The following is a 21,539-nucleotide window of genomic DNA, read 5'->3' as shown; positions in this document are numbered from 1 at the left end:
CCGGCCGGGTTCCAGCGCGAGTACCCGGTTGACCATAGGGTGGCCGCGCCACCGGTCTATGACGGTGACGAAGAGGTCGGCGACGACGGCGTCGACCGTCGTGTGCCGCGCGGGGATGCCGTGTAGTTCGTCGAGCAGTGCGCGGACCTCGCGCGTAGTGACCGCACGGACCAGTTCGTCGCGTGACCCGATGCGCCGATAGACCGTGCCGCGGTCGACAGCTGCCTCCCGGGCGATATCTCCGATCGTTGTCTTCTTCACGCCGAGTCGTTCGAACTGTCGTCGCGCCGCGTCGAGGATACGTTCTTCGAGATCGTCCGGAAGGGGGTCTTTCGAGGTGGGGGCGGTAGCGGGCACGCCGGACACGCTAGCAGTGCGCACCCGGTCGGCAACAATCCAGAAGATTTTGTTGCGACCACATTGCAAGACAATATGTTGCATTGTACGGTTCAGGGCATGGCTGATGACAGCGCACCGCCGCGCACCTATCGCGAGGAAGCCCACGCGATCCATGCGCGGGATGTGCACTTCGACTTCTCCGGCGTCCCGATGCACTACATCCCCGGCGAAGTGCTGGCAACCCATGTCACCAATGTGATGCACCTGGTGCTCCCCGAAGGCGAACGCGCCATGGCGGCCTGCCTGGCCGAGGCACTGCCACATATCGACGACGAACGACTCCGCGAGGAGGTCACCGGATTCATCGGCCAGGAATCGATGCACGCGGGCAGCCACGAGGGGGCACGCCGCCATCTGCAGTCGATCGGGCTGGATGTCGAATCCTATGTCGCCAAGGTCGCCTGGCTGGTCGACCGGGTACTCGGCGACCACGGGCTCACCGGCCGTGCCGAACAGGAGTGGCTCAAGGAACGGATGGGCCTGTTCGCCGGGATGGAGCATTTCACCGCGGTGATCGGTGAATGGCTCCTCGAATCGAAGGTACTCGAGGAACTCGGGATGGACCCGACCATGCTGGACCTGGTGCGCTGGCACGGCGCCGAGGAAGTCGAGCACCGCAGCGTGGTGTTCGACGCCTATATGCATCTCGACGGTGGCTATTCGCGCCGGGTCCGCACCGGTCTGCTCGCCAGTGGATTGCTGCTGCCGTTGTTCGTGGTGTCCACCGCCTACCTCTACCGCAAGGATCCGAGCCCGGCGAAGGGACGCTTCTGGGGACAGCAGTTCCTCAGCGCGACGGTGCGCGGTGTGATTCCCAGTTTCACCACGTTCTTCACCGAGATGCCGCGCTACCTGCGGCCGGGGTTCCATCCGTCACAACTGGGGTCGATGGACAACGCCTTGCGCTATCTGGCGCACTCCCCCGCGGCCCGCCGATGAACACCACCGGACCGGCGCCGTCGCGCAGCCTGCACGTACTGGGCGTTGTCATGGACGTCTACAAGAAGGTGTTCACCACACCGGCGCTTTCTCCGCCGAACCCGGTGCGGCGCAGCGGTTTCGATATAGACGTCACGGTGGAAGGGGTCCACGCCGAGGCATCGGACGTGGTGTCGCTGACCCTGCGGCGTCCGGACGGGCAGCGGCTCCCCGCCTGGCGTCCCGGTTCCCATCTGGATGTATTCCTGCCTTCCGGGCGGCAGCGCCAGTACTCCCTGTGCGGTGACCCGCGGGATCTCTCGCGGTATCGCATTGCCGTGCGCCGGCTGTCCGGCGGTGACGGCGGGTCGATGGAGATGCATACGCTCACGCCCGGTGACGTCCTGCGGATCCGCGGTCCCCGTAATGCGTTCACCTTCGTGGAGACCGCGCCCGCCTACCTGTTCGTCGCCGCCGGTATCGGTATCACCCCGATCCTGCCCATGGCGCGGGCAGCGGGCGACCGCGGGCGGCTGGTGTATCTGGGCCGATCCCGCGACACCATGCCGTTCCTCGGCGAACTCCCTACCCGCACCGATATCCGGCCCGACGACGAATTCGGCACCCCCGACATCCCGGCGATCCTCGCGGACGGGCCCCCGGGGGCCGCGGTGTATGTCTGCGGCCCGCCGCCGGTTCTCCAAGCCGCGCAGCGCAGCTTCTTCGCACTGAACCCGACCGGCTCGCTGCACACGGAACGATTCTCGGCGGCACCGATCGTCGACGGCCGGGAATTCGATCTCACCCTCGCCGCATCCGGTAAGCAGGTGCGGGTGGGTGCCGCGGAATCCGCGCTCGACGCGATCCGCCGGATACATCCCGGCGCCGTGTTCTCCTGCCGCCAAGGGTTCTGCGGCACCTGCAAGACCAGGGTCCTCGCGGGCGATATCGACCATCGCGACCGCACCCTCACCGACGCCGAACGCCCCGGCCACATGCTTCCGTGTGTCTCCCGGTCCGCGGGCGGGCCGTTGGTTCTCGATCTTTGAAGCGAAAGGTCCACCAGCACAATGTCTCCCAGTTTCCCGCTCGAACCGGCGGATGACACCTTCCTGAACACCACGGACCGGCGCTACACCCATATCGTCGATATTCCCGCCTCGCGGGCGCAGGTCTGGGAAACCCTGACGGCCGACGATGCCCTGGTGTCGTGGTCGCCGGTGATCACATCCGCCCGCTGGACCTCGCCGCGCCCGTTCGGCGCCGGCACCACCCGGCAGGTGACCCTCGCCGGCGCACTCCGCCTCGACGAGCGTTTCTACCGCTGGGAGGAGAACACCCGGATGACGTTCACCGTCGATTCCGCGTCCGTACCGGGCCTGCACCGTTTCGCCGAGGACCTCACCCTCCTGTCACTGGGCACCGCGACCCGGCTGGTCTGGACTTTCGCCCTCGAAGCCGCTCCGCTGTTGCGGCCCGTACTGGCCGCGGCGAGCCCGGTGAACCGCCTGGTCACCAAGTCCATCGCCGAAGGCATCACCGGCCGGGTCCGGCGCGACGCGGTGGGGGCGCGACGATGAGCGCAGCGGCGTCCGGCGCGGTATCCGAACATCACAGCATCGTCGTGCTCGGGGCCGGGTTCGGCGGTATCGGGCTGGCGATCGCACTGCGGCAGGCCGGTTTCGACGATGTGGTGCTGCTGGAACGGGCCGCCGATCTGGGGGGTACCTGGCAGGCCAACACCTATCCGGGCTGCGCCTGCGATGTCCCGTCCCAGCTGTACAGCTATTCCTTCGCTCCGAATCCGGACTGGTCGCGGACCTACGGGCGGCAGCCGGAGATCCTCGAGTACCTGCGCCGCGTCGCCACCGAGCACGATGTGGTGCGCACTATCCGGTTGAACACCGAACTGACCGGCGCGCACTGGGACGAGGCGAATGCCGTCTGGCGGATCGACACCTCCCGCGGTTCGCTCACGGCGGACTATTTCCTTTCTGCCGCCGGTATCTTCGCGGAAGCCAAGTATCCGGATCTGCCGGGCCGCGACAGTTTCACCGGTACCGTGTTCCATTCCCTGCACTGGGATCACGACCACGATCTGACCGGCGAGCGGGTCGCGGTGATCGGCACCGGGGCGTCCGCGGTGCAGTTCATTCCGGAGATCCAGCCGCGGGTGGCCGCACTGACGGTGTTCCAGCGGTCGGCGCCGTGGATCGTGCCCCGGATGGACCGGCCGACCCTGGGATTGGAACGGCGGCTGCTGCGCCGGATTCCGCTGGCGCAGAAGGCTGTTCGCGGTACCTGGTACGGCCTGATAGAAAGTTTCGGACTGGTCGGCTTCGTCGACAACCGGTTCCGGCACCCGTTCGAGGTACTCGGCCGCCTCCAGTTGCTGCGCCAGATCCGGGATCCGCGGCTGCGCCGCAAGGCCACTCCCGATTACGTCATCGGCTGTAAGCGGGCGATCTTTTCCGACGCCTACCTACCGGCACTGGACAAGGACAACGTCGAGGTGGTCACCGACGGTATCGCGGAGGTGCGGCCGCGCTCGATCGTCACCCGCGACGGCGACGAGATCGAGGTCGATACGATCATCTACGGCACGGGATTCACCCCCATCCCGACCGCATTCGAGCGGATCACCGGCCGCGACGGCCGCTCCATTGCCGACCTGTACCACGAGGAACCGCAGACCTACCTGGGCACCGCGATGGCCGGATTCCCCAACTTCTTCTGCACCCTGGGACCGTTCGGCGCGGCCGGTAACCAGTCCGCCATCTTCATGCTGGAATCGCAGATCGCCTATATCGTCGACGCACTGAGCACCCTGCGGGAACGCGGCGCCCGCCGGGTGGAGGTGCGCCGGGAAACCCAGGACGCCTTCGTCGGGGAAATGGAACGGCGCAGCGCGGATACGGTGTGGCTGACCGGGGGCTGCCAGACCTACTACACCACTCCCGACGGCCGCAATGCCGGGCTGTACCCGAGCTGGAGTTTCGAATACCGCCGCCGCACACAACGTTTCGACGCAGAATCGTACGAGGTGAGTACATGAAGCCGCCGCTACCCGCCCCGCTGGACCGGCTCACCGGCCCGGCATTCGATGTCCGGGGCAAAGTCGTGCTGGTCACCGGCGCCGGGCAGGGTATCGGCCGCGAACTCGTGGGTATTCTGCACCGGCGTGGTGCCGTGATCGCGGCGGTCGATATCGATGCGGACGCCGCGCGGCGCGCCGCCGACGAGCTGGGATCGCGGGCCTGCGGTATCGGCGCCGATGTCACCGACCGGGACCGGATGGAACAGGTGATCGGCGAGGTGACCGGCCGGTTCGGCCGGCTCGATATCGTCGTCGCCAACGCCGGGGTCACCCCGGTACCGGCGACACTGCGCACCATGGAACCCGGCGATTTCGACCGGGTGCTGAACATCAACCTCACCGGGGTGTTCAATACCGTGCATCCGGCGCTGGACGAGATCGTCCGTAGCGGCGGGCATGTGGTGGTGGTGTCGTCGTGTGCGGCGTTCGCACCGGGGATGGGTGGTTCGCCGTACATGATCAGCAAGGCCGCGGTGGAGCAGCTCGGCCGGGCGTTGCGGGTCGAACTGGCCGCCTCCGGCGCCACCGCGGGGATCGCCTATTTCGGTCTCGTCGAGACACCGATGACCCATGCCGTGCTCGACGCCGACGATCTGGGCCGCCGCATCAACGATCTGCTGCCGTGGCCGCTGAGCGTGCGGATCACCGCCGCGCAGGCCGCGCGCACCATCGCCGACGGGATCTCGCGGCGCGCGCCGCGCACCATCGCGCCCAGCGGATGGCAGCCCTACGCGCTGCTGCGCGGGGTGATCAATACCGTTCTCGACGGCCGGCTGGCCGCCGATTCGTCGGTGCACGATATCGTGCGCGCGATCGAGAAGAGGCGATGACCGCACCACCGGTGCGGGGTTCGTGGCAGGCCCGCACCGTCCGGCAGGTGTCGGCGCTCACCGCGCGCCGACTGGCCGCGGCCGCGCCGGTGAACGCCTGTACGCTCCCGCTCGCCCGCACGCTGATCGATCAGGCGTTGCGTACGGTCGCACCGGCGTTGTCCGGCACCACGGTCGAACAGATTCGTGACGGCGGGGTCGCCGGGGAATGGGTGCGCGGGCCGCGGGCCGGACGGACCGACGCCGTCGTGCTGTACGTGCACGGCGGCGGATTCGTCGCCGGATCCGCCGCCGGGTATCGCGGGGTGGCCTCGCGACTTTCCACCGCGACCCGGCTGCCGGTTCTCACCCTGGACTACCGTCTCGCACCCGAACACCCGTATCCGGCGGCGCCGCAGGATATCGACCGCGCGTTCCGGTGGCTCACCGGTCACGGTCACGCCCCCGGCCGGATCCTGGTGGCGGGCGATTCCGCGGGTGGATTCCTCGCCGCCGATTTCGTCCTCACCCGGGCCCGCACCGGTCTGCCCGCACCCGGCGGCGTGGTGTTGTTCTCGCCGATGGCGGATCTGAGCCTCGGTGTGGCCACCGGTTACGAGGGGGCGCGGGCATGTGGCCTGCTGTCGGCCGGCCTGTCGCGTCGCGCGGTCACCCATTTCACCCCCGACCCCTACGAGTTGCTGCCTGCCCGCGGTACACCGCTGCCACCGGCGCTCATCCACGCAGGCGATACCGAATTCTTCGGTGGCGACGCCGTCACCCTCGCCCGGCGGTGGACCGCCACCGGCGCCGTCTGCGAACTGCAGGTGTGGCCCGACCAGATCCATGCCTTCCAGGTGCTGCCCGTTCTCGTTCCGGAAGCGCGGCTCGCCTACCGCTCCGCGGCCCGTTTCGCCGCCGCCGTTCTCGATACCACCGCAGCCGCGGTCTGATCCGAAAGACTCCCCGTGAGCACAGTGCGTTTCGATACCCTGCCCGCCGCGTTCCAGCATATCGCCGCCGTCGACCCGGCCGCCGTCGCACTCCGCACACCCGGTGATACCCGCACGGTCAGCTGGGGTGAATACGCGCAACAGGTCCGCGAATTCGCCGCCGGGCTCGCCGCGCTCGGCGTCCGCCGCGGGGACACGGTCGCGCTGATGATGGGTAACCGGCCGGATTTCTACCCGCTCGAGGTGGCCGCCCAGCACCTGGGCGCGACCTCGTTCTCGGTGTACAACACCCTGCCGTCCGATCAGCTCGGGTACGTTCTCGGCAATGCCGGTGCCCGGGTGGTCATCTGCGAACCGCAGTACGTTCCGCGGTTACGCGACTGCGGGGTCACGCTCGAGCATCTGATCTGCCTCGACGACGCCCCCGCCGGCACTCTGCCGGTGGCGGGGTTGCGCGCCGCGGGGGCAGCAGATTTCGATTTCGACGCGGCCTGGCGGGCAGTGCGCCCCGGCGATGTGGCGACCCTGATCTACACCTCCGGCACCACCGGCGCCCCGAAGGGTGTGGAGACCACCCACGCCAACCTGCTGTTCCAGGTCTACGGGGTCGCCGAGGTGCTCGGGATCGAATTCGGCGACACCATCACCTCGTATATGCCGTCGGCGCATATCGCCGATCGGCTCACCGCGCTGTACGCGCAGGAGGTGCTCGGCGTCCAGGTGACCTGTGTCCCCGACCCGTCCGGGATCGCGGCCGCGCTGGCCGAGCTGCACCCGACCATCTGGGGCGCGGTGCCCCGGGTCTGGGAGAAGATCCGGGCCGCAGTGGAATACAAGGTTGCCGGCGAGCCCGACGCCGAGCGGCGCGCCGCCCTGCAGTGGGCGCTGTCGGTGGCGGCTACCCGCGGCGAATACGCCCTGTCGGGCCGCGAACTCCCCGCCGATCTGGCGGCCGACTGGCAGCGCGCCGACGAACTGGTCCTGCGCGGGTTGCGGGCGGCACTCGGCTTCGACCGGATGCGCTGGGCGATGTCGGGCGCCGCGCCGATCCCGCCGGGGACACTGGGTTTCTTCGCCGGCCTCGGGGTGCCGATCACCGAGATCTGGGGGATGTCGGAACTGTCGTGTATCTGCACGGTCAGTCACCCCCGCAATGTCCGGCTCGGTACGGTCGGGACGCTGCTGCCCGGTATGGAAGCCCGGACCGCGCCCGACGGTGAGCTCCAGGTGCGCGGGCCACTGGTGATGAAGGGATACCGCGGACTGCCGGAGAAAACCGCGGAGGCGATCGATACCGGCGGCTGGCTGGCCACCGGCGATATCGTAACCGTCGACGCGGACGGCTATTTCACCGTCGTCGACCGCAAGAAGGACATCATCATCAACGCGTCCGGTAAGAACATGTCGCCGACGCATATCGAGAACACCGTCAAGGCGGCCACCCCGCTCATCGGTGCCATGGCGGTGATCGGAGACGGCCGCCCCTACAACACTGCGCTCGTCGTCCTCGACGCCGAAACCGCCGGCGCCTACGCCACGCAGCACGGTTTCACCGATGCCTCGCCCGCCGCACTCGCCGCCGACCCCGCGGTACTGGCGGCGATCGCCGCGGGTATCGCCGCCGGGAACGCACGGCTGGCCCGCGTCGAACAGATCAAACGCTTCATCGTCCTGCCGGTCTTCTGGGAGGCCGGCGGCGACGAGGTCACGCCCACCATGAAACTGAAACGCACGGTGGTGGCCGAGAAATACGCCGGCCGGATCGCCGATCTCTACCGCACCGAACCACCCGGCGAGGTCCGCGAACCCGCGGCGGCACCGGCGGATCGGTAGGACCGATTGCCGGGTCGCGGTGGCACCGCGACCCGGTGACGGATTACACCTCGAGGTCTTCTTCGATACCGCGCAGCTTGTGACGGGCCATGGCCAGATTCGCGCGGCCGCGGTCGAGCGCGAGGTAGAGGAACAAACCTTTCGATTTCCGGCCGGTCATCGGGCGGATGAGATGGTACTGGGAGCTCAGCGTGATCAGGATGTCCTCGATATCCTCCTGCAGGCCCAGCTGTTCGATGGTCCGCAGTTTCGCGCGCACCACCTCAGTGTTACCGGCGGCGGCGACATTCAGGTCGAGTGCTTTCGAACTGCCGAGCGTCCCCAGCGCCATACCGCTGTTGTAGTCGACGACCGCCGCGCCGACGGCGCCGTCGATCGACATCATGTCCTTCAGCGCCAAGTCCATATCGGACACAGGTGTTTCCTTTCGATGGGTTATCGGGGTCTTCCGTCGGTCCGGCCGGATTCGCGGGCGCTGCCCGCAAGATGTTCGGCGATACTGCGCGCCACCGGACGGGATTCGAGATGCAATCGGCCGATGTTCACGTCCGGTTCCGCGAGCACGGTGAGCGATGCCCAGCCCGCCGCGTAGATGACGACATGCCCGCGCGATCCGTCCACCACGACCTCCTGGAACCCGCCACCGTGCGCGACACCCGCCAGCCGGTCCGACAGTGACAGTTGTGCCGCGGCGAGCGCCGCCATTCCGGTGGGTTCGATATGCCCGGGTAGGTCGTGGGTGACCAGCAGGCCGTCGCTGGAGGCCACCAGCGCACCGATCAGTCCGGGCACTCGGGCCCGTAGCCCGGCGAGCTCCGCGTGTACCGCCGGGTCCGGTTCGGGCATCGGCACTTTCGTCAACCTCCCCCTCAGATCGCCGAGCAATTTCCTGCGCGCTGTCACGCGAGGTCCTCCAGTGCCGTGCGCAGCCGCAGGAGCAGCTGCTGATCCACCGGCTCCCACTCGCCGTCCTCGGGAACCGGCACCGTCTGCCGCGCCCGCCGGCGCAGCGCCGGTTCGGCGGCGTGCCGGGGCCCGGCCTGCGCGCGCCGGTCCTGCGGCGGTTCGATCAACCCCGCCGCGGTGAGGTCGCGGACCGCCTCCAGGCAGCCGTACGCGGTGCGACCGAGGTCGCGAGCGATAACGGTGACACTGCGGTGGGTATCGGCGGCGGCGAGCACTTCGGCTTGACCTCCGGTGAGCACGACACGATTGCGGCGTACCCGCCGGACCGGCACCACGGGCACCCGATCGACCAGCTGCGCCGGCCACGGCCCGGAATGCGGGTCCCCGCGCCGTGCGCATTCGCGGACCAAGACCCGCGGCCGGATATGGCAGACCGGGGCCAGCCAATGCGGCGGCGCGGGCCGGAATTCGGCGACGACCGGGGCGGACAGCAGAAAATAGGCGGCGTCGAAAACCGAGAGCAGCGCCAAAGTCTCGAACAATGGGCCGCCGAGCGCGGGCCCGGCGGTGCCCGCGGCGGCGCGCTGCCACTCCTCGGCACCGGCCACCCCGGCTTCCGCGGCCAGCCGATCCAGCCCGGTGGTGCGGCGGCATTCGGCGGAGGCAATGGCACCGTCCGCGAGATGGAAAACCCCGTCGCCCGCGTGCAACACGCCGGTGCTTCCCTCGTCCTCCAGGCGCCGCAGCTCGTCCGCGAGCTCAGTTCCCATAACCGCCCTCGGCCGGTTCCACCTCGCGACCGCCCTGCGCCGGTTTCGCCTTGTGCCCGCCCCCGGTCGCCGCCGCCGGCCGAACGCCCGCGTCCGGTTCCGCCGCCTCACGTTCGCCCCGGTCCGGTTCCGTCCCACCGCCCCCGGTCAGTTCCGCGAGGATGCCGCGTAGCCGGAATCGCGCCATAGCGAGGTTGCCCGAATCCTCGTCGAACAGCGCGTGGACGAACAGACGGCCCTCGAAATCGCCGCGGACCAGGTCGATCAGGTGGTATCCGCCGGTGCCGCACACGATGATCTCGGTGATGTCGTCCTCGTCCGCACCCGTCGCGAGCGCCGGGCAACCGAGTACGGCGCGCACGATATCGGTGGTGGTGGCCGCGTCCTCGTGCTGGTCGACCAGTTCATGGCGCCCGGCCCCGGCGACTGCCAGCCCGCTCGCCCCGTCGACCAAGGTCACGCTGCGCGCCCCCGGGATGTCCATGATTCGTTCCAGACATCCATCGATACCGATCACTGCGCCTCAATCTGTTCATACGTATTTCAGATTGCAGAGACACTACACAGACCTTGCGAACTATGTCGTGCGAACGCAGTAGTGCGTCCCGAGTGCGCCATCCGCAGACGGTCCGCGGAGACGGACGGCAGTTCGCGGCGCCACGGAAAAGTAGCGCTCAGCGGCTCACAGCACTGCGTAATCGCGAATTTCGGCGGCTTTTGCCGGATTCGGACGTCCGGGGCGGCAGTGTCCGCACCGGTCAGTCACCGAGCCGGGCCGCCAGGACCGGAACACCCGGGCCGGCGAGTTCACCGGTGATGCCGTGCCGTCCGGCCATCGCCATGAGCAGCGATTCGGCCGGCCCGGAGATCTCGGCGCCGCGGCCGTGGCACCACTCGAGATCCGTTGCCGACAACCACAGCCCGCGGATCCGCCGGTGGGCACCGAGCCGCGGGTTACCCGGTGTCCGCGCCAGCACATAACGCAATCGATCCTCGGGAACGGTGCGCGGTAAGCCGAGCGGGCGGCGGATGTCCTGGTGATGGATCAGGCCGTCGACCAGCGCGATCATTCCGCCGAAGCCCGCGGTCAGTCCCCGCGGCTGCCGGTGGCGGACAAAGAATTCCAGTAGTTCGCCGGTGCTGTAGGCGCGGAACTCGTCGACCCCCACTTCGTTGGCGTACACGAAACGGCCTTTGACGAACCGCCCCGCCAGACCCCGCACGTTCAGGTGGTCATAGCTCACCATATGCGCGACGACATCGCGCACTCGCCAGCCCGCGCACAGGGTCGGCGCCTCCCATTGATCCGGTGTCAAGGTCGCCAGCAGTGCGGCGATATCGTCGCGTTCGGCGCGCGCCATAGTCATGACGTTCATGTTGGTTGTCCTTCCGTCTGCGACGTGTGAGCCCGGTGCAGGCGCTGTTCCAGTAGGGCCTGTTCGGCCGGATTCCGGGTGAGTTCCAGCGCCTGCCGGTCGGCCGCCTCGGCATCGTCCGCGCGACCGAGTTCGCGCAGCAACTCGGCCCGGGTGGCGTGCAACAAGTGGTAGCCGCCGAGTCGCCCGGCGAGTTCGTCCACCGTCGCCAATGCCGCTTCCGGACCCTCCACCTGCGCGCGGGCTATCGCCTGATGCAACCGGATCACCGGTGAGGGCGTCATCGCCGACAACAGGTCGTAGAGGACCACGATCTGCGGCCAATCGGTGGCGGTCCAGTCCGGCGCCTCGGCATGGCAGGCCACGATCGACGCCTGCACCTGGTACGGGCCCGGCCGCCGCAGCCGGCCGGCGGCGAGGAGCAGATCGATCGCCCGCCCGATCGCCGCATGATCCCAGCGGGCGCGGTCCTGGTCGCGGAGCAGCACGATAATGCCGGCATCGTCGAAACGCGCCGCGGCACGCGCCCGATGCAATCGGATGAGCGCGAGCAGCCCCATCACCTCCGGTTCGCCGGGTAGCAACCGATCCAGCAATGCCGCCAGCCATTCGGCATCGGCGGCCAGGCCGGGGTCGCCGGCGGTTTCGGTCGCCAGGTAGCCCTCGTTGAACAGCAGGTAGATCACCGCCAGTACCTCGTCCAGGCGTTCGGCGAGTTCGGCGTCGGAGGGCGTGCGGAAGGGGATACCGGCCTGCGATATCTTGCGCTTGGCGCGAGTGATCCGCCGGCCGACAGTACTCTCCGGTACCACGAATGCCCGCGCGAGTTGCCGGGTGTCCAGCCCGCACACCATCCGCAGAGTCAGCGCCACCTGCGCTTCACGCCGAAGCGCAGGATGGCAGCAGATGAACATCAGTCGCAGCCGGTCGTCGGCCGCCGCCTGCACCGGCCACCGCAACTGCCGCAGTTTGTCGCGATAGTTGGCTTCCCGGCGCAGTATGTCGAGGCCGCGGCGCCGGGCGACGGTGAACAACCACGCCTGCGGATCGTCCGGGACGCCGTCGACCGGCCAGGTGCGCAACGCCTTCTCGACCGCGTCGGACACCAGGTCCTCGGCGGCGGCGAAATCACCGAGCAGGGTGACCAGCGACGCGGCCAGCCGGCTGCCGTGCTCGCGCAGCACCGCGGCGAGGACCCGGCCGGGGTCGGCGCCGGTCACATCAGGACCGGTCGTATCTCCACCAGTGGGCAGCCCGGCCACGCCCGGGCCATGGCGAGCGCTTCGTCCAGATCGGCGACTTCCACCTCCACGTATCCGCTGACGATCTCCTTGCCCTCGACGAACGGGCCGTCGGTGACGAGGGGCCCACCGGCCGCGTCGAGCCGGACCGTGGTCGCGGTATCGCCGCCGGCGAGTTTGCGGTTGTGCAGGATCTGGTCGCCGTATTCGGAAAGCCAGGCCTGGACCCGGGCGAACCCCTGTTCGCGCGCGGTATCGTCCATGGCCTCCCAGTCCTTCTCCCACTGCTCGGTTTCACAGAACATCAGCACGTATTTCATGCTCGAACACCTCCTTCACCCATTAGACGATCGGCGCCACCCGAAATCCGACAGTCCGGAGGATCGTGTTCGCGGCGTGGTGTGCCGTTACGGGGTGCCCGGCCGGATGTTGATATTGCGATGGAACACATTGCCCGGGTCGTAGGCGGACTTGATCCGGGCGAGCTTCGCATACTTGTCCGCTCCGTAGGAGCAGCGCACTCGATCGGGATCCGATTCGGCCATGAAATTGACGTAACCACCCGAATTGGAGGCATACGGCAGCAGCGCCTGCCAGGTTTCCCGCGCCCACAGCCGATCACGGGCCAGGGTCTCGGCGTCGGGCGCAGCCGCGGTGATATTGCAGACGGTATGCGGCGCGCGTGCGCCACCGAAAGCGGTATCGTCGGCGCCCACCTCGGAGAACGCACCGTCGAGCACAAAAACCGGCAGGAACGACAGTGGAGATACCTTCTCCCCCACCCGTGCTGCGAGCACCGCGATGACCTCGTCGGATATCTCGTCGAGATCCAATGCCTTCTCGTAACCGTGGACACCCCATGGTTCGGCATCGTCGAGCAGGCTCTGCAGCGCGGTATAGGGCAGGGCCGTAACGAATTCGAACAACGGCGGCAACTCGGTGCGTATCGGTGCCACCAACGCCGCGTGTTCGGCGGCGCTGCCGAACCCGGCCACCATCATCGCGTGCCCCGGCATCAGCCGGTACCGCTCGGGCACGAAATCCTGGGGCGGCGCCGAAAGCCCCACACCCAATATCATCCCCGCACGGTGCGGCAGTGTGGTGACGAACCGGCGGGCGAGGCGCAGCATCTGCGCGCCCTGTTCCAAGGGCCAGAAGAACATTCCGAAATGCACTTCGGGCCCCACCGGATGCACCCGGAACTCGAATTCGGTCACCACACCGAAATTCCCGCCGCCGCCCCGCAGGGCCCAGAACAGATCGGCGTGATCCGCTGCGGACGCGCGAACCACCCGGCCGTCGGCCAGGACGACCCGGGCGGCCGCAAGATTATCGATCGACAGTCCGAGCGAATGTGCCAGCCAGCCCATACCGCCGCCGAGCGTGAGTCCGCCGACCCCGGTGTGACTGACCACCCCACCGGTCACGGCAAGACCGTATTCCTGGGTAGCCGCGTCCATATCCGCCATGGTTGCCCCGCCGCCGACGACAACACGCCCGGCCGCCGGGTCGACCCGGATATCGTTCATCCGGCCGAGGTGGATCATCATTCCGCCGTCGACCACCGAGGCCCCGCTGTAGGAATGTCCGCCACCGCGCACGGCCACCTCCAGCCCCTGCTCCCCGGCATAGTGCAGCGCCTCGGCCACATCATCGGCGGTCCGGCACATCGCGATCACCGCGGGCCGGCGGTCGATGCCCCCGTTCCAGATCGCGCGCGCTTCGTCGAAGCCCGCATCGCCCGGGCAGAGAACCGCACCTTGTATCTTCGATCGCAATGCTCCCGGATCGGAGCTCACCGTACGGGTCATGTCGATTTCTCCAGAATTATCAGACCCTCGGAAGAGCCGGCCCACCGTTGGTCGCCGGCTCTCTGTGGCACCTGGCCGACCGGCCGTGCCGACTGTCACCGCACACATATCGCCCGCCGCTGTGACGCGCAACGAACCCATCGTATTAACTAGGCAGCCTAGCTACAAGGTAATCTTGGTAAGTGGCGGAGGATGAGGCGACCGGCGCGATGGCGCTCGCGATGGCAGTGCGTGAACTGGTCCACGCGGTCGATACCTATCGAGGCGTCCGGGCCGAGGCCGCGGGCGGCGTCGCGGTGATAGATATCGTGACACTCGGGCATCTGCTGGTGCAGGGGCCGCGCACCCCGACCGAACTCGCGCACACACTCGGCGTCACCACCGCATCGACGACCGATCTTCTCGATCGGCTGCAGCGCCGTGACTGGATCGTCCGCGAACCACATCCGCACGATCGTCGCAGGATTCTGATACAGCTCACCGATATCGGCCGCGGCGTCATCTCCGAGACATACCGTGAGTTCGCCGCCCTCCTCGAGCCCGCCTACTCGGAGCTGGGACCGGAGCATCGCCTGGTTGTCATGGAATTCCTGCAGGCTGCGACGCTGCGCCTCGTCCATGAACCGCGCGATACCGCCGCCGGGCCCGCCCGCGATCGGCAGTCCCCCGCCCGGCACAACAGCCGGGGTACCCGGCGAGCGAATATCGCGGCACAGGATCGCAGTACCTGACCGTTGCCTGCGGCCGGCGACCTGGCGATCACACCCGGGCTCGGTCGCCTTCGAGGCCGAGATGTGCGGTGAGTTCGACGGCAGCCGAACGACCCGCCCGGTTGGCGCCGATGGTGCTGGCGGACGGGCCGTAGCCGATCAAATGGATCCGCGGGTCCGCCGCTACCCGGGTTGCCGAACGGCCGGTCATGGTGATCCCGCCGCCCGGGCCCCGTAGCGCCAGCGGGGCCAGATGGTCGAGGGCGCTGCGGAAACCGGTGGCCCACAGGATCACCTGCGCCGGTTGGAATGTCCCGTCGGCCCAGCGCACACCGTCCGGCTCGATATGTTCGAACATCGGCAGGCGGTGCAGGACGCCGCGGTCGCGGGCGGCGCGCAGGCGTTCGGTCAGGACCAGCCCGGTCACCGAGACCACCGAACCCGGCGGTAGCCCGCGGCGCACCCGGTCTTCGACGATGGCCACCGCGCGCCGGCCCGCGTCCTGGTCGAACGGGGTTTCGCGGAAGACCGGCGCGGACCGCGTCACCCAGGTGGTGGTGGTGACCCGGGAGATCTCGTCGAGCAACTGGACCGCGGAGATACCACCCCCGACGACCACGACGTGCTGCCCGGCAAATTCCTGCGCATCGCGATAGTCGCGAGTGTGCAGCTGGCGGCCGGCGAAGACTTCCGCACCGCGATAGTGCGGTATGAACGGGCGTTCCCAGGTGCCGGTGCCGTTGATCAGGCCCCGGACGCGCAGGGTGCCCGCGGTATCGGTTTCGGCGTGCAGCAGCCCGTCGCGTTCGCGGCGATCGCAGACCACACGGACGGTCACCGGCCGGTGTACGCGCAGATCGAAACGTTCCTCGTAGCGGCGGTAGTAGTACGGGACGGCTGTCGCGGCCGGTACGTCGGAGGTCATGGTGGCACCGGGCGGCAGATTGTCCGCGAACGGCATACCCGGGAGATCGTGCACCCCGTTGACGGTGCTGAGGGTGAGCGACGGCCAGCGGAACTGCCAGGCGCCGCCCGGGCCCGGGGCATGATCCACGATGAGGAAATCGCGTCCGGGAACCAGCCCGCGCCGCTGCAGGTGATAACCGGCCGACAAACCCGACTGACCGGCCCCGATCACCAGGATCTGGAAATCCGGCCCGGCCCGGTCCGCTGCGTCGGTCACCATGACCCTCGATGCTAGCCCGGACCGGTGACACGCCGATGCCGGTTCAGCGCGGCGCACTTCCCCATGCGGGCAGGTACGGAATATCGGCGGCGCGGTTCTCGTCGACGGCGAGCGGGCGGCCGAGTTGCGGGAACGCACGCTGCGCGCAGTCGGTGCGTTCACAGACTTTGCATCCCGCCCCGATGGGGACCGCGGCGCTGCTGTCGTGCAGGGGCAGGCCGTGGGAGTACACAAGTTTGTGGGCGTGAGCGAGATCGCAACCGAGACCGATGGCGAACTCCCTTGTGGGCGCGAGATATCCGGGTGCGCTTTCGCCGGCGGTCCGGGCCAGCCAGAGGTAGGTCCGGCCGTCGGGCATCTCCGCGATCTGGGTGCGGATCCGGCCGGGGGTCGCGAACGCATCGTGCACCACCCACAGCGGGCAGCTCCCACCGACCCGGGAGAAGTGGAAAGCGGTGGCGGACTGCCGTTTCGAAATATTACCGGCGCGGTCGGTGCGGACGAAGAAGAACGGGACGCCGCGTTGCCCGCGCCGCTGCAGGGTGGACAGCCGATGGCAGACGGTTTCGAATCCGACCTCGAATTGCGCCGAGAGCAGGTCGATATCGTAGCGCAGCGCTTCGGCGGCATCGCGGAACAGCGTATACGGCAGGATCAGCGCGCCCGCGAAATAGTTGGCCAGCCCGATACGCAGCAGGCGGCGGGATTCGGCGGGCATCGCTTCGGCCCCGGCGAGTATCGCGTCCAGCGCCGGGCCCTGGGTGAGGAAGGCCAGCTGGGTGGCGAGCTGGAAGGCGCGCTGGCCGGGTGCGAGCCGCCGGGCGAGTAGCACCAGGCGGGCGCCCGGATCGTAGAGGCGTTTCGGCCCGGGCCGGTTCGGGTCGTCGGTCCGGATCCGCACGGCGATATCGTGGTGTTCGCGCAGAATTCGCGCCAGTTGCAGATCGAGGCCGCCGATGGTCAGCCGGTTATCGGCGAACAGGCGTTCCGCGGCGGTATCGAGGGCCGGAATATGGTTGCGCTGGTCGTAGAAGAAATCCCGGACGTCTTCGTAGGGCATCGCGGCGCCCCGTTCACCGGGCGCGGTATCGACCCCGGCCGAGAACTGTTCGAGGCTGCCGGTCGCCGCTTTCAGCCGCCGGTCCAGGCTCACCAGCAGCCGCGCGGCGGCCGGAATCCGGGACAGCAGATCATCGAGTTCGCTGCCCGTGACGGCGGCCGCGTCGGGATCCTCCGCGAACACCTCCTGCAGGTCGGCGAGCAGCCGGGCATCGGTATCGGGTGCGAAGAAACCCATCTCCAGATCGAAGGTGGAGTTCAATCGCAGCAGCACCGGGACCGTCAGCGGGCGCTGATCGTTTTCGAGCTGATTCACGTAGCTGGCCGATAACCCGAGTTCCTTCGCCAGCGCCGACTGCGATAATCCGCGCTGTTCCCGCAATGCACGCAGCCGGCCTCCCGCATACATCTTCTGCACGGTCGCGAATCTAGCACGCGTGGTATTCGCAACTTCCGCAAATTTGCTGGTCACCCTACGCACAAATCGACAAATGCGAGGTATTGGAACACCTACCCGGCGTGAGTAGCGTGCGAATCAAGCGAATTTCCGCCCAGCCTCGGAGGACCCCTGTGAAGAATCACCTCGTCCGCACGCACCGATCCGCCGCGGATTTTCCGCGCGAACAGCATCTGGCATGGCGAATCGCGGAGGTTGCCCGCGACCCGGTCGAGGTGGCGCCGGAGACGGAGGAGATGATCGTCAACCGGATCATCGACAATGCGGCGGTCGCCGCGGCGGCGCTGACCCGGCGTCCGGTCGCCAATGCCCGGGCCCAGGCACTCGCGCACCCGTACCGGCCGGGAGCGACCGTTTTCGGCACCGGCGGCCGGTACTCCCCGGAGTGGGCGGCGTGGGCCAACGGGGTCGCGGTACGGGAACTGGATTTCCACGACACGTTCCTGGCCGCCGAATACTCCCATCCCGGCGACAATATCGCGCCGATCCTGGCGGTCGCCCAGCATGCCGGGCGGCCGGGTCGCGACCTGATCCGCGGTCTGGCCACCGGATACGAGATCCAGATCGATCTGGTGCGCGCGATCTGCCTGCACGAGCACAAGATCGACCATATCGCCCATCTCGGGCCGTCGGCGGCCGCCGGTATCGGCACCCTGCTCGGGCTCGATACCGCCACGATTTATCAGGCCGTCGGCCAGGCCCTGCACACCACCACCACGACCCGGCAGTCCCGCAAGGGCGAGATTTCCAGCTGGAAGGCCTACGCGCCGGCATTCGCCGGGAAGATGGCGGTGGAAGCGGTGGACCGGGCAATGCGCGGAGAGGGCGCACCGGCCCCGGTCTGGGAGGGCGAAGACGGTGTGATCGCCTGGTTGCTGGGTGGTCCCGAGGCGGAGTACTCGGTCCCGCTGCCCGGCCCGGGCGAGCCCAAGCGCGCGATCCTGGATTCCTACACCAAGGAGCATTCCGCCGAATACCAGAGCCAGGCGCCGATCGACCTGGCCCGCCGGATGCGGGAACGTATCGGCGATCCGGATCGGATCGCGTCGATCGTGCTGCACACCAGCCATCACACCCATGTGGTGATCGGCACCGGATCGGGTGACCCGCAGAAGTTCGATCCCACGGCGTCCCGCGAAACCCTCGACCACTCGGTGATGTACATCTTCGCGGTCGCGTTGCAGGACGGCACCTGGCATCACGAACACTCCTACGCACCCGAGCGGGCGCAGCGCCCGGACACCGTGGCGCTGTGGCACAAGATCTCCACCGCCGAAGACCCGGAATGGACCCGCCGCTACCACTCGATCGATCCCGCCGAGAAGGCGTTCGGCGCCCGCGCCGAGATCACCCTGACAAGCGGTGAGGTGATCGTCGGCGAACTCGCCGTCGCCGACGCGCATCCGCTCGGCGCCCGGCCGTTCGCCCGCGACCAGTACATCGCCAAGTTCCGGACGCTGGCCGAGGGGGTAATCGATCCGGCCGAACAGGACCGCTTCCTCGAAGTGGTCCAGCGTGCGGGCGAGCTGTCCGCCGGTGAGCTGGGGGAACTCACCTTCACCGTATCGCCGGATGTGCTCGCCCGGGCCGGCCGTACTCCGGAAGGACTGTTCTGATGACCGGCCTGTTCGCGGCCTCGACCCCGGCGGCGCAGAAACGCGCCGCGTTCCGCGCCGGTCTGGAATCCGGCCGTATCCAGCGGTTTCCCGGCGCATTCAACCCGCTGGTGGCGAGGCTGATCCAGGAGATCGGGTTCGAAGGCGTCTACGTCTCCGGCGCGGTGCTTTCCGCGGACCTCGGGTTACCGGATATCGGTCTCACCACGCTCACCGAAGTGTCGGGGCGCGGTCATCAGATCGCCCGGGTCACCGATCTGCCGGTACTGATCGATGCGGATACCGGTTTCGGTGAGCCGATGAGTGCCGCGCGCACGGTGACGGTGCTCGAGGACGCCGGTCTGGCCGGTTGTCATCTCGAGGATCAGGTCAACCCGAAACGCTGCGGTCATCTGGACGGTAAGGCCGTGGTGCCCACCGAGGAAATGGTCCGCCGGCTGCATGCGGCGGTCTCGGCCCGCCGCGATCCCGGTTTCGTGATCTGCGCGCGCACCGACGCCGCCGGGATCGAAGGTCTCGATACCGCGATCGAACGGGCGAAAGCCTACGCCGGCGCGGGCGCCGATCTGATCTTCACCGAGGCCCTGCGCACCCCCGCCGAGTTCGAGAAGTTCCGTGCGGCGCTGTCGATTCCGCTGCTGGCGAATATGACCGAATTCGGTAAATCCGAACTGATTCCGGCCGCGACGCTGGAGTCGATCGGCTACAACGCGGTGATCTACCCCGTCTCGACCCTGCGGCTTGCGATGCATGCCGCCGAAGCGGGGCTGCGGGAAATCTTCGCCGAGGGAACGCAATTCGGTGTGCTGGACCGGATGCAGCACCGCAGCCGCCTCTACGAATTGCTGCGGTACGAGAGGTACAACGAATTCGATTCCGGCATCTTCGATTTCACAGTGGAAAGGGGCCGGTGATGAGCACGGCATCGCTCGACGGTTCGGCGACAGGCGGTGGCCCCGCATCGGTGGGACCGCAGACCGCGACCCCCACCATCTCCAAGGGATTGGCGGGGGTCGTCGTGGACACCACTGCGATCTCGAAGGTGGTACCGGAAACCAACTCGCTCACCTATCGCGGATACGCCGTGCAGGAGCTGGCCGCCCACTGCAGCTTCGAACAGGTCGCCCACCTGCTCTGGAACAGTGAGCTGCCCGGCTACGCGGAGCTCGAGCGGTTCCAGCAGCGGGAACGCGCCGCCCGGCGGGCCGATCGATCGCTGCTGTCGCTGGTGGCCAAACTGCCCGATACCTGCCATCCCATGGATGTCGTGCGGACCGCGATCAGCTATCTGGGCGCCGAAGATCCGGCCGAGGACGATAATTCGGCCGGCGCCAACCGCGACAAGGCCTTACGGATGTTCGCCGTCCTGCCCACCATCGTCGCGGCCGACCACCGCCGCCGCCACGGCCTCGACCCGATCGCACCCCATTCACAGCTGGGATACGCCGAGAACTTCCTGAACATGTGTTTCGGCAGCGTTCCGGCCCCGGAGCTGGTGCGGGCGTTCGAGGTGTCGCTGATCCTCTATGCGGAGCACAGTTTCAACGCCTCCACCTTCGCCGCCCGCGTGGTCACTTCCACGCTGTCCGATATCTACAGCGCGGTCACCGCGGCGATCGGCGCGCTCAAGGGACCCCTACACGGCGGCGCCAACGAAGCCGTGATGCACCATATGCGCGAAATCGGGGATCCGGACCGGGCCGAGGCGTGGCTGCGCGACAAACTGGCCGCGAAGGAAAAGGTGATGGGCTTCGGCCACCGGGTGTACAAACACGGCGATTCGCGGGTGCCCACCATGAAACAGGCGTTCCTCGATATCGCGGCCGCGACCGGCGGACACAAGTGGGTGCGCATATACGACATTCTCGAGCGCACCATGGACGAAGCCACCGGAATAAAACCGAACCTCGATTTCCCGGCCGGGCCCGCCTATCACCTGCTCGGGTTCGATACCGAGGCGTTCACGCCGATATTCGTGATGAGCCGGATCACCGGATGGACCGCGCACATCATCGAACAGGGCGAATCGAACGCACTGATCCGCCCGCTGAGCGAGTACATCGGCGTCGCGCAGCGCACGGTGGTCGCCTGATCCGCACACCCCGGCCACCGGCACACCTCGATCGGCCGGCCGGCGGACCTCTCTCCGGCCGCGCTTCCGCCTGACACCCCGCGGCGACGAGGGCGTGCCCGGCGCCCTCGCCACTCACATCGCCTCCCATACCGCCCCGTCGAGCACCGCCACCCGCACAGCTGCTCGACGGGGCGGCTGTCGTGGGCCGGGGGGGCGGGGGCGGCGGGCGGCCAGCCCCGGGCGCCTGTGGGGTATTTGCGGGCCGGGTTGTTCGTCGTCGCCCCGGACGATCACATCCTGGTCCTCGTGGTCCATCACATCGCG

At 68.1% G+C, this 21,539-nt stretch carries 23 protein-coding genes; 11 read left to right on the top strand and 12 right to left on the bottom strand.

All coding sequences use genetic code 11. The annotated features are described in order from the left end of the window. Positions 1 to 357, bottom strand: a 357-nt coding sequence (locus QH196_RS25650) for a TetR/AcrR family transcriptional regulator (RefSeq protein WP_280418395.1), incomplete at its 3' end; no start/stop codon positions are given. A 99-nt stretch (positions 358 to 456) separates the two neighbouring features. Between QH196_RS25650 and QH196_RS25645 the strand changes: the two genes are divergently transcribed. Genes QH196_RS25645 through fadD11 form a run of 7 tightly spaced genes read left to right on the top strand, consistent with a single transcriptional unit; the run spans position 457 to position 8,009 of the window. Continuing rightward, positions 457 to 1,338 (top strand): metal-dependent hydrolase, encoded by an 882-nt coding sequence (locus QH196_RS25645; protein ID WP_280418394.1) that lies wholly within the window; start codon positions 457 to 459, stop codon positions 1,336 to 1,338. Then, the gene (locus QH196_RS25640; protein ID WP_432279555.1) at positions 1,335 to 2,366 is read left to right on the top strand and encodes a PDR/VanB family oxidoreductase; all 1,032 of its coding nucleotides are present in this window, start codon (positions 1,335 to 1,337) and stop codon (positions 2,364 to 2,366) included. The genes QH196_RS25645 and QH196_RS25640 overlap by 4 nt, the downstream gene beginning before the upstream one ends. A gap of 21 nt (positions 2,367 to 2,387) precedes the next feature. Continuing rightward, a complete protein-coding gene (locus tag QH196_RS25635; protein ID WP_280418393.1) occupies positions 2,388 to 2,897 on the top strand; it encodes an SRPBCC family protein in 510 nt (169 codons plus the stop codon). Next, on the top strand, positions 2,894 to 4,372 hold the full coding sequence (locus QH196_RS25630; RefSeq protein ID WP_280418392.1) for a flavin-containing monooxygenase: 1,479 nt from the start codon (positions 2,894 to 2,896) through the stop codon (positions 4,370 to 4,372). Before QH196_RS25635 ends, QH196_RS25630 begins: the two co-directional genes overlap by 4 nt. Beyond that, a complete protein-coding gene (locus QH196_RS25625; protein ID WP_280418391.1) occupies positions 4,369 to 5,244 on the top strand; it encodes a short-chain dehydrogenase/reductase in 876 nt (291 codons plus the stop codon). Before QH196_RS25630 ends, QH196_RS25625 begins: the two co-directional genes overlap by 4 nt. Next, positions 5,241 to 6,176, top strand: coding sequence for an alpha/beta hydrolase (locus QH196_RS25620; RefSeq protein ID WP_280418390.1), 936 nt, complete (start codon positions 5,241 to 5,243; stop codon positions 6,174 to 6,176). The genes QH196_RS25625 and QH196_RS25620 overlap by 4 nt, the downstream gene beginning before the upstream one ends. A gap of 15 nt (positions 6,177 to 6,191) precedes the next feature. Next, the gene (gene fadD11, locus QH196_RS25615; protein ID WP_280418389.1) at positions 6,192 to 8,009 is read left to right on the top strand and encodes a fatty acid--CoA ligase FadD11; all 1,818 of its coding nucleotides are present in this window, start codon (positions 6,192 to 6,194) and stop codon (positions 8,007 to 8,009) included. A gap of 43 nt (positions 8,010 to 8,052) precedes the next feature. On the opposite strand, the gene QH196_RS25610 is transcribed toward fadD11, so the two are convergent. The 8 genes from QH196_RS25610 to QH196_RS25575 form a co-directional block, all read right to left on the bottom strand. Next, positions 8,053 to 8,424, bottom strand: a complete 372-nt coding sequence (locus QH196_RS25610) for a hypothetical protein (protein WP_280418388.1) — start codon at positions 8,422 to 8,424, stop codon at positions 8,053 to 8,055. 20 nt (positions 8,425 to 8,444) lie between these two features. Next, a complete protein-coding gene (locus tag QH196_RS25605) occupies positions 8,445 to 8,855 on the bottom strand; it encodes a roadblock/LC7 domain-containing protein (protein WP_280418387.1) in 411 nt (136 codons plus the stop codon). A gap of 53 nt (positions 8,856 to 8,908) precedes the next feature. Continuing rightward, entirely contained in the window at positions 8,909 to 9,685 is a 777-nt protein-coding gene (locus QH196_RS25600; protein WP_280418386.1) for a hypothetical protein, read from the bottom strand. After that, a complete protein-coding gene (locus QH196_RS25595) occupies positions 9,675 to 10,202 on the bottom strand; it encodes a hypothetical protein (RefSeq protein ID WP_280418385.1) in 528 nt (175 codons plus the stop codon). Before QH196_RS25595 ends, QH196_RS25600 begins: the two co-directional genes overlap by 11 nt. 241 nt (positions 10,203 to 10,443) lie before the next feature. After that, a complete protein-coding gene (locus tag QH196_RS25590; protein WP_280418384.1) occupies positions 10,444 to 11,061 on the bottom strand; it encodes a maleylpyruvate isomerase family mycothiol-dependent enzyme in 618 nt (205 codons plus the stop codon). After that, positions 11,058 to 12,281, bottom strand: coding sequence for an RNA polymerase sigma factor (locus tag QH196_RS25585; RefSeq protein WP_280418383.1), 1,224 nt, complete (start codon positions 12,279 to 12,281; stop codon positions 11,058 to 11,060). The genes QH196_RS25590 and QH196_RS25585 overlap by 4 nt, the downstream gene beginning before the upstream one ends. Then, the gene (locus QH196_RS25580) at positions 12,278 to 12,622 is read right to left on the bottom strand and encodes a YciI family protein (protein WP_280418382.1); all 345 of its coding nucleotides are present in this window, start codon (positions 12,620 to 12,622) and stop codon (positions 12,278 to 12,280) included. The genes QH196_RS25585 and QH196_RS25580 overlap by 4 nt, the downstream gene beginning before the upstream one ends. An 87-nt stretch (positions 12,623 to 12,709) precedes the next feature. After that, entirely contained in the window at positions 12,710 to 14,113 is a 1,404-nt protein-coding gene (locus tag QH196_RS25575) for an FAD-binding oxidoreductase (protein ID WP_280418381.1), read from the bottom strand. A 182-nt stretch (positions 14,114 to 14,295) separates the two neighbouring features. Here QH196_RS25575 and QH196_RS25570 point away from each other — a divergent pair, with 182 nt between their 5' ends. Beyond that, positions 14,296 to 14,844 carry a MarR family winged helix-turn-helix transcriptional regulator gene (locus QH196_RS25570; protein ID WP_280418380.1) on the top strand — a complete coding sequence of 183 codons (549 nt, stop codon included), beginning with the start codon at positions 14,296 to 14,298 and terminating at the stop codon, positions 14,842 to 14,844. A 28-nt stretch (positions 14,845 to 14,872) separates the two neighbouring features. Here the strand turns inward: QH196_RS25570 and QH196_RS25565 are convergent, their stop codons facing one another. Together QH196_RS25565 and QH196_RS25560 are read right to left on the bottom strand one after the other, a co-directional pair. Next, entirely contained in the window at positions 14,873 to 16,009 is a 1,137-nt protein-coding gene (locus QH196_RS25565) for an NAD(P)-binding domain-containing protein (protein WP_280418379.1), read from the bottom strand. A gap of 43 nt (positions 16,010 to 16,052) precedes the next feature. Beyond that, positions 16,053 to 17,486, bottom strand: a complete 1,434-nt coding sequence (locus tag QH196_RS25560) for a short-chain fatty acyl-CoA regulator family protein (protein ID WP_280418378.1) — start codon at positions 17,484 to 17,486, stop codon at positions 16,053 to 16,055. A gap of 152 nt (positions 17,487 to 17,638) precedes the next feature. On the opposite strand from QH196_RS25560, the gene prpD reads away from it, so the two are divergent. Genes prpD through QH196_RS25545 form a run of 3 tightly spaced genes read left to right on the top strand, consistent with a single transcriptional unit; the run spans position 17,639 to position 21,233 of the window. Next, a complete protein-coding gene (prpD, locus tag QH196_RS25555; RefSeq protein WP_280418377.1) occupies positions 17,639 to 19,141 on the top strand; it encodes a 2-methylcitrate dehydratase PrpD in 1,503 nt (500 codons plus the stop codon). Next, the gene (gene prpB, locus QH196_RS25550; protein WP_280418376.1) at positions 19,141 to 20,055 is read left to right on the top strand and encodes a methylisocitrate lyase; all 915 of its coding nucleotides are present in this window, start codon (positions 19,141 to 19,143) and stop codon (positions 20,053 to 20,055) included. The genes prpD and prpB overlap by 1 nt, the downstream gene beginning before the upstream one ends. Continuing rightward, complete coding sequence (locus tag QH196_RS25545) at positions 20,055 to 21,233, top strand: bifunctional 2-methylcitrate synthase/citrate synthase (RefSeq protein ID WP_280418375.1); 1,179 nt, start codon at positions 20,055 to 20,057, stop codon at positions 21,231 to 21,233. The genes prpB and QH196_RS25545 overlap by 1 nt, the downstream gene beginning before the upstream one ends. A 114-nt stretch (positions 21,234 to 21,347) precedes the next feature. On the opposite strand, the gene QH196_RS25540 is transcribed toward QH196_RS25545, so the two are convergent. After that, positions 21,348 to 21,539: hypothetical protein (locus tag QH196_RS25540; RefSeq protein WP_280418374.1), on the bottom strand; the 192-nt coding region annotated here is incomplete at its 5' end.

Source organism: Nocardia carnea (genome assembly GCF_029868325.1).
Lineage (GTDB): Bacteria > Actinomycetota > Actinomycetes > Mycobacteriales > Mycobacteriaceae > Nocardia > Nocardia carnea_C.
This window is presented reverse-complemented; position numbering and strand designations above follow the sequence as displayed.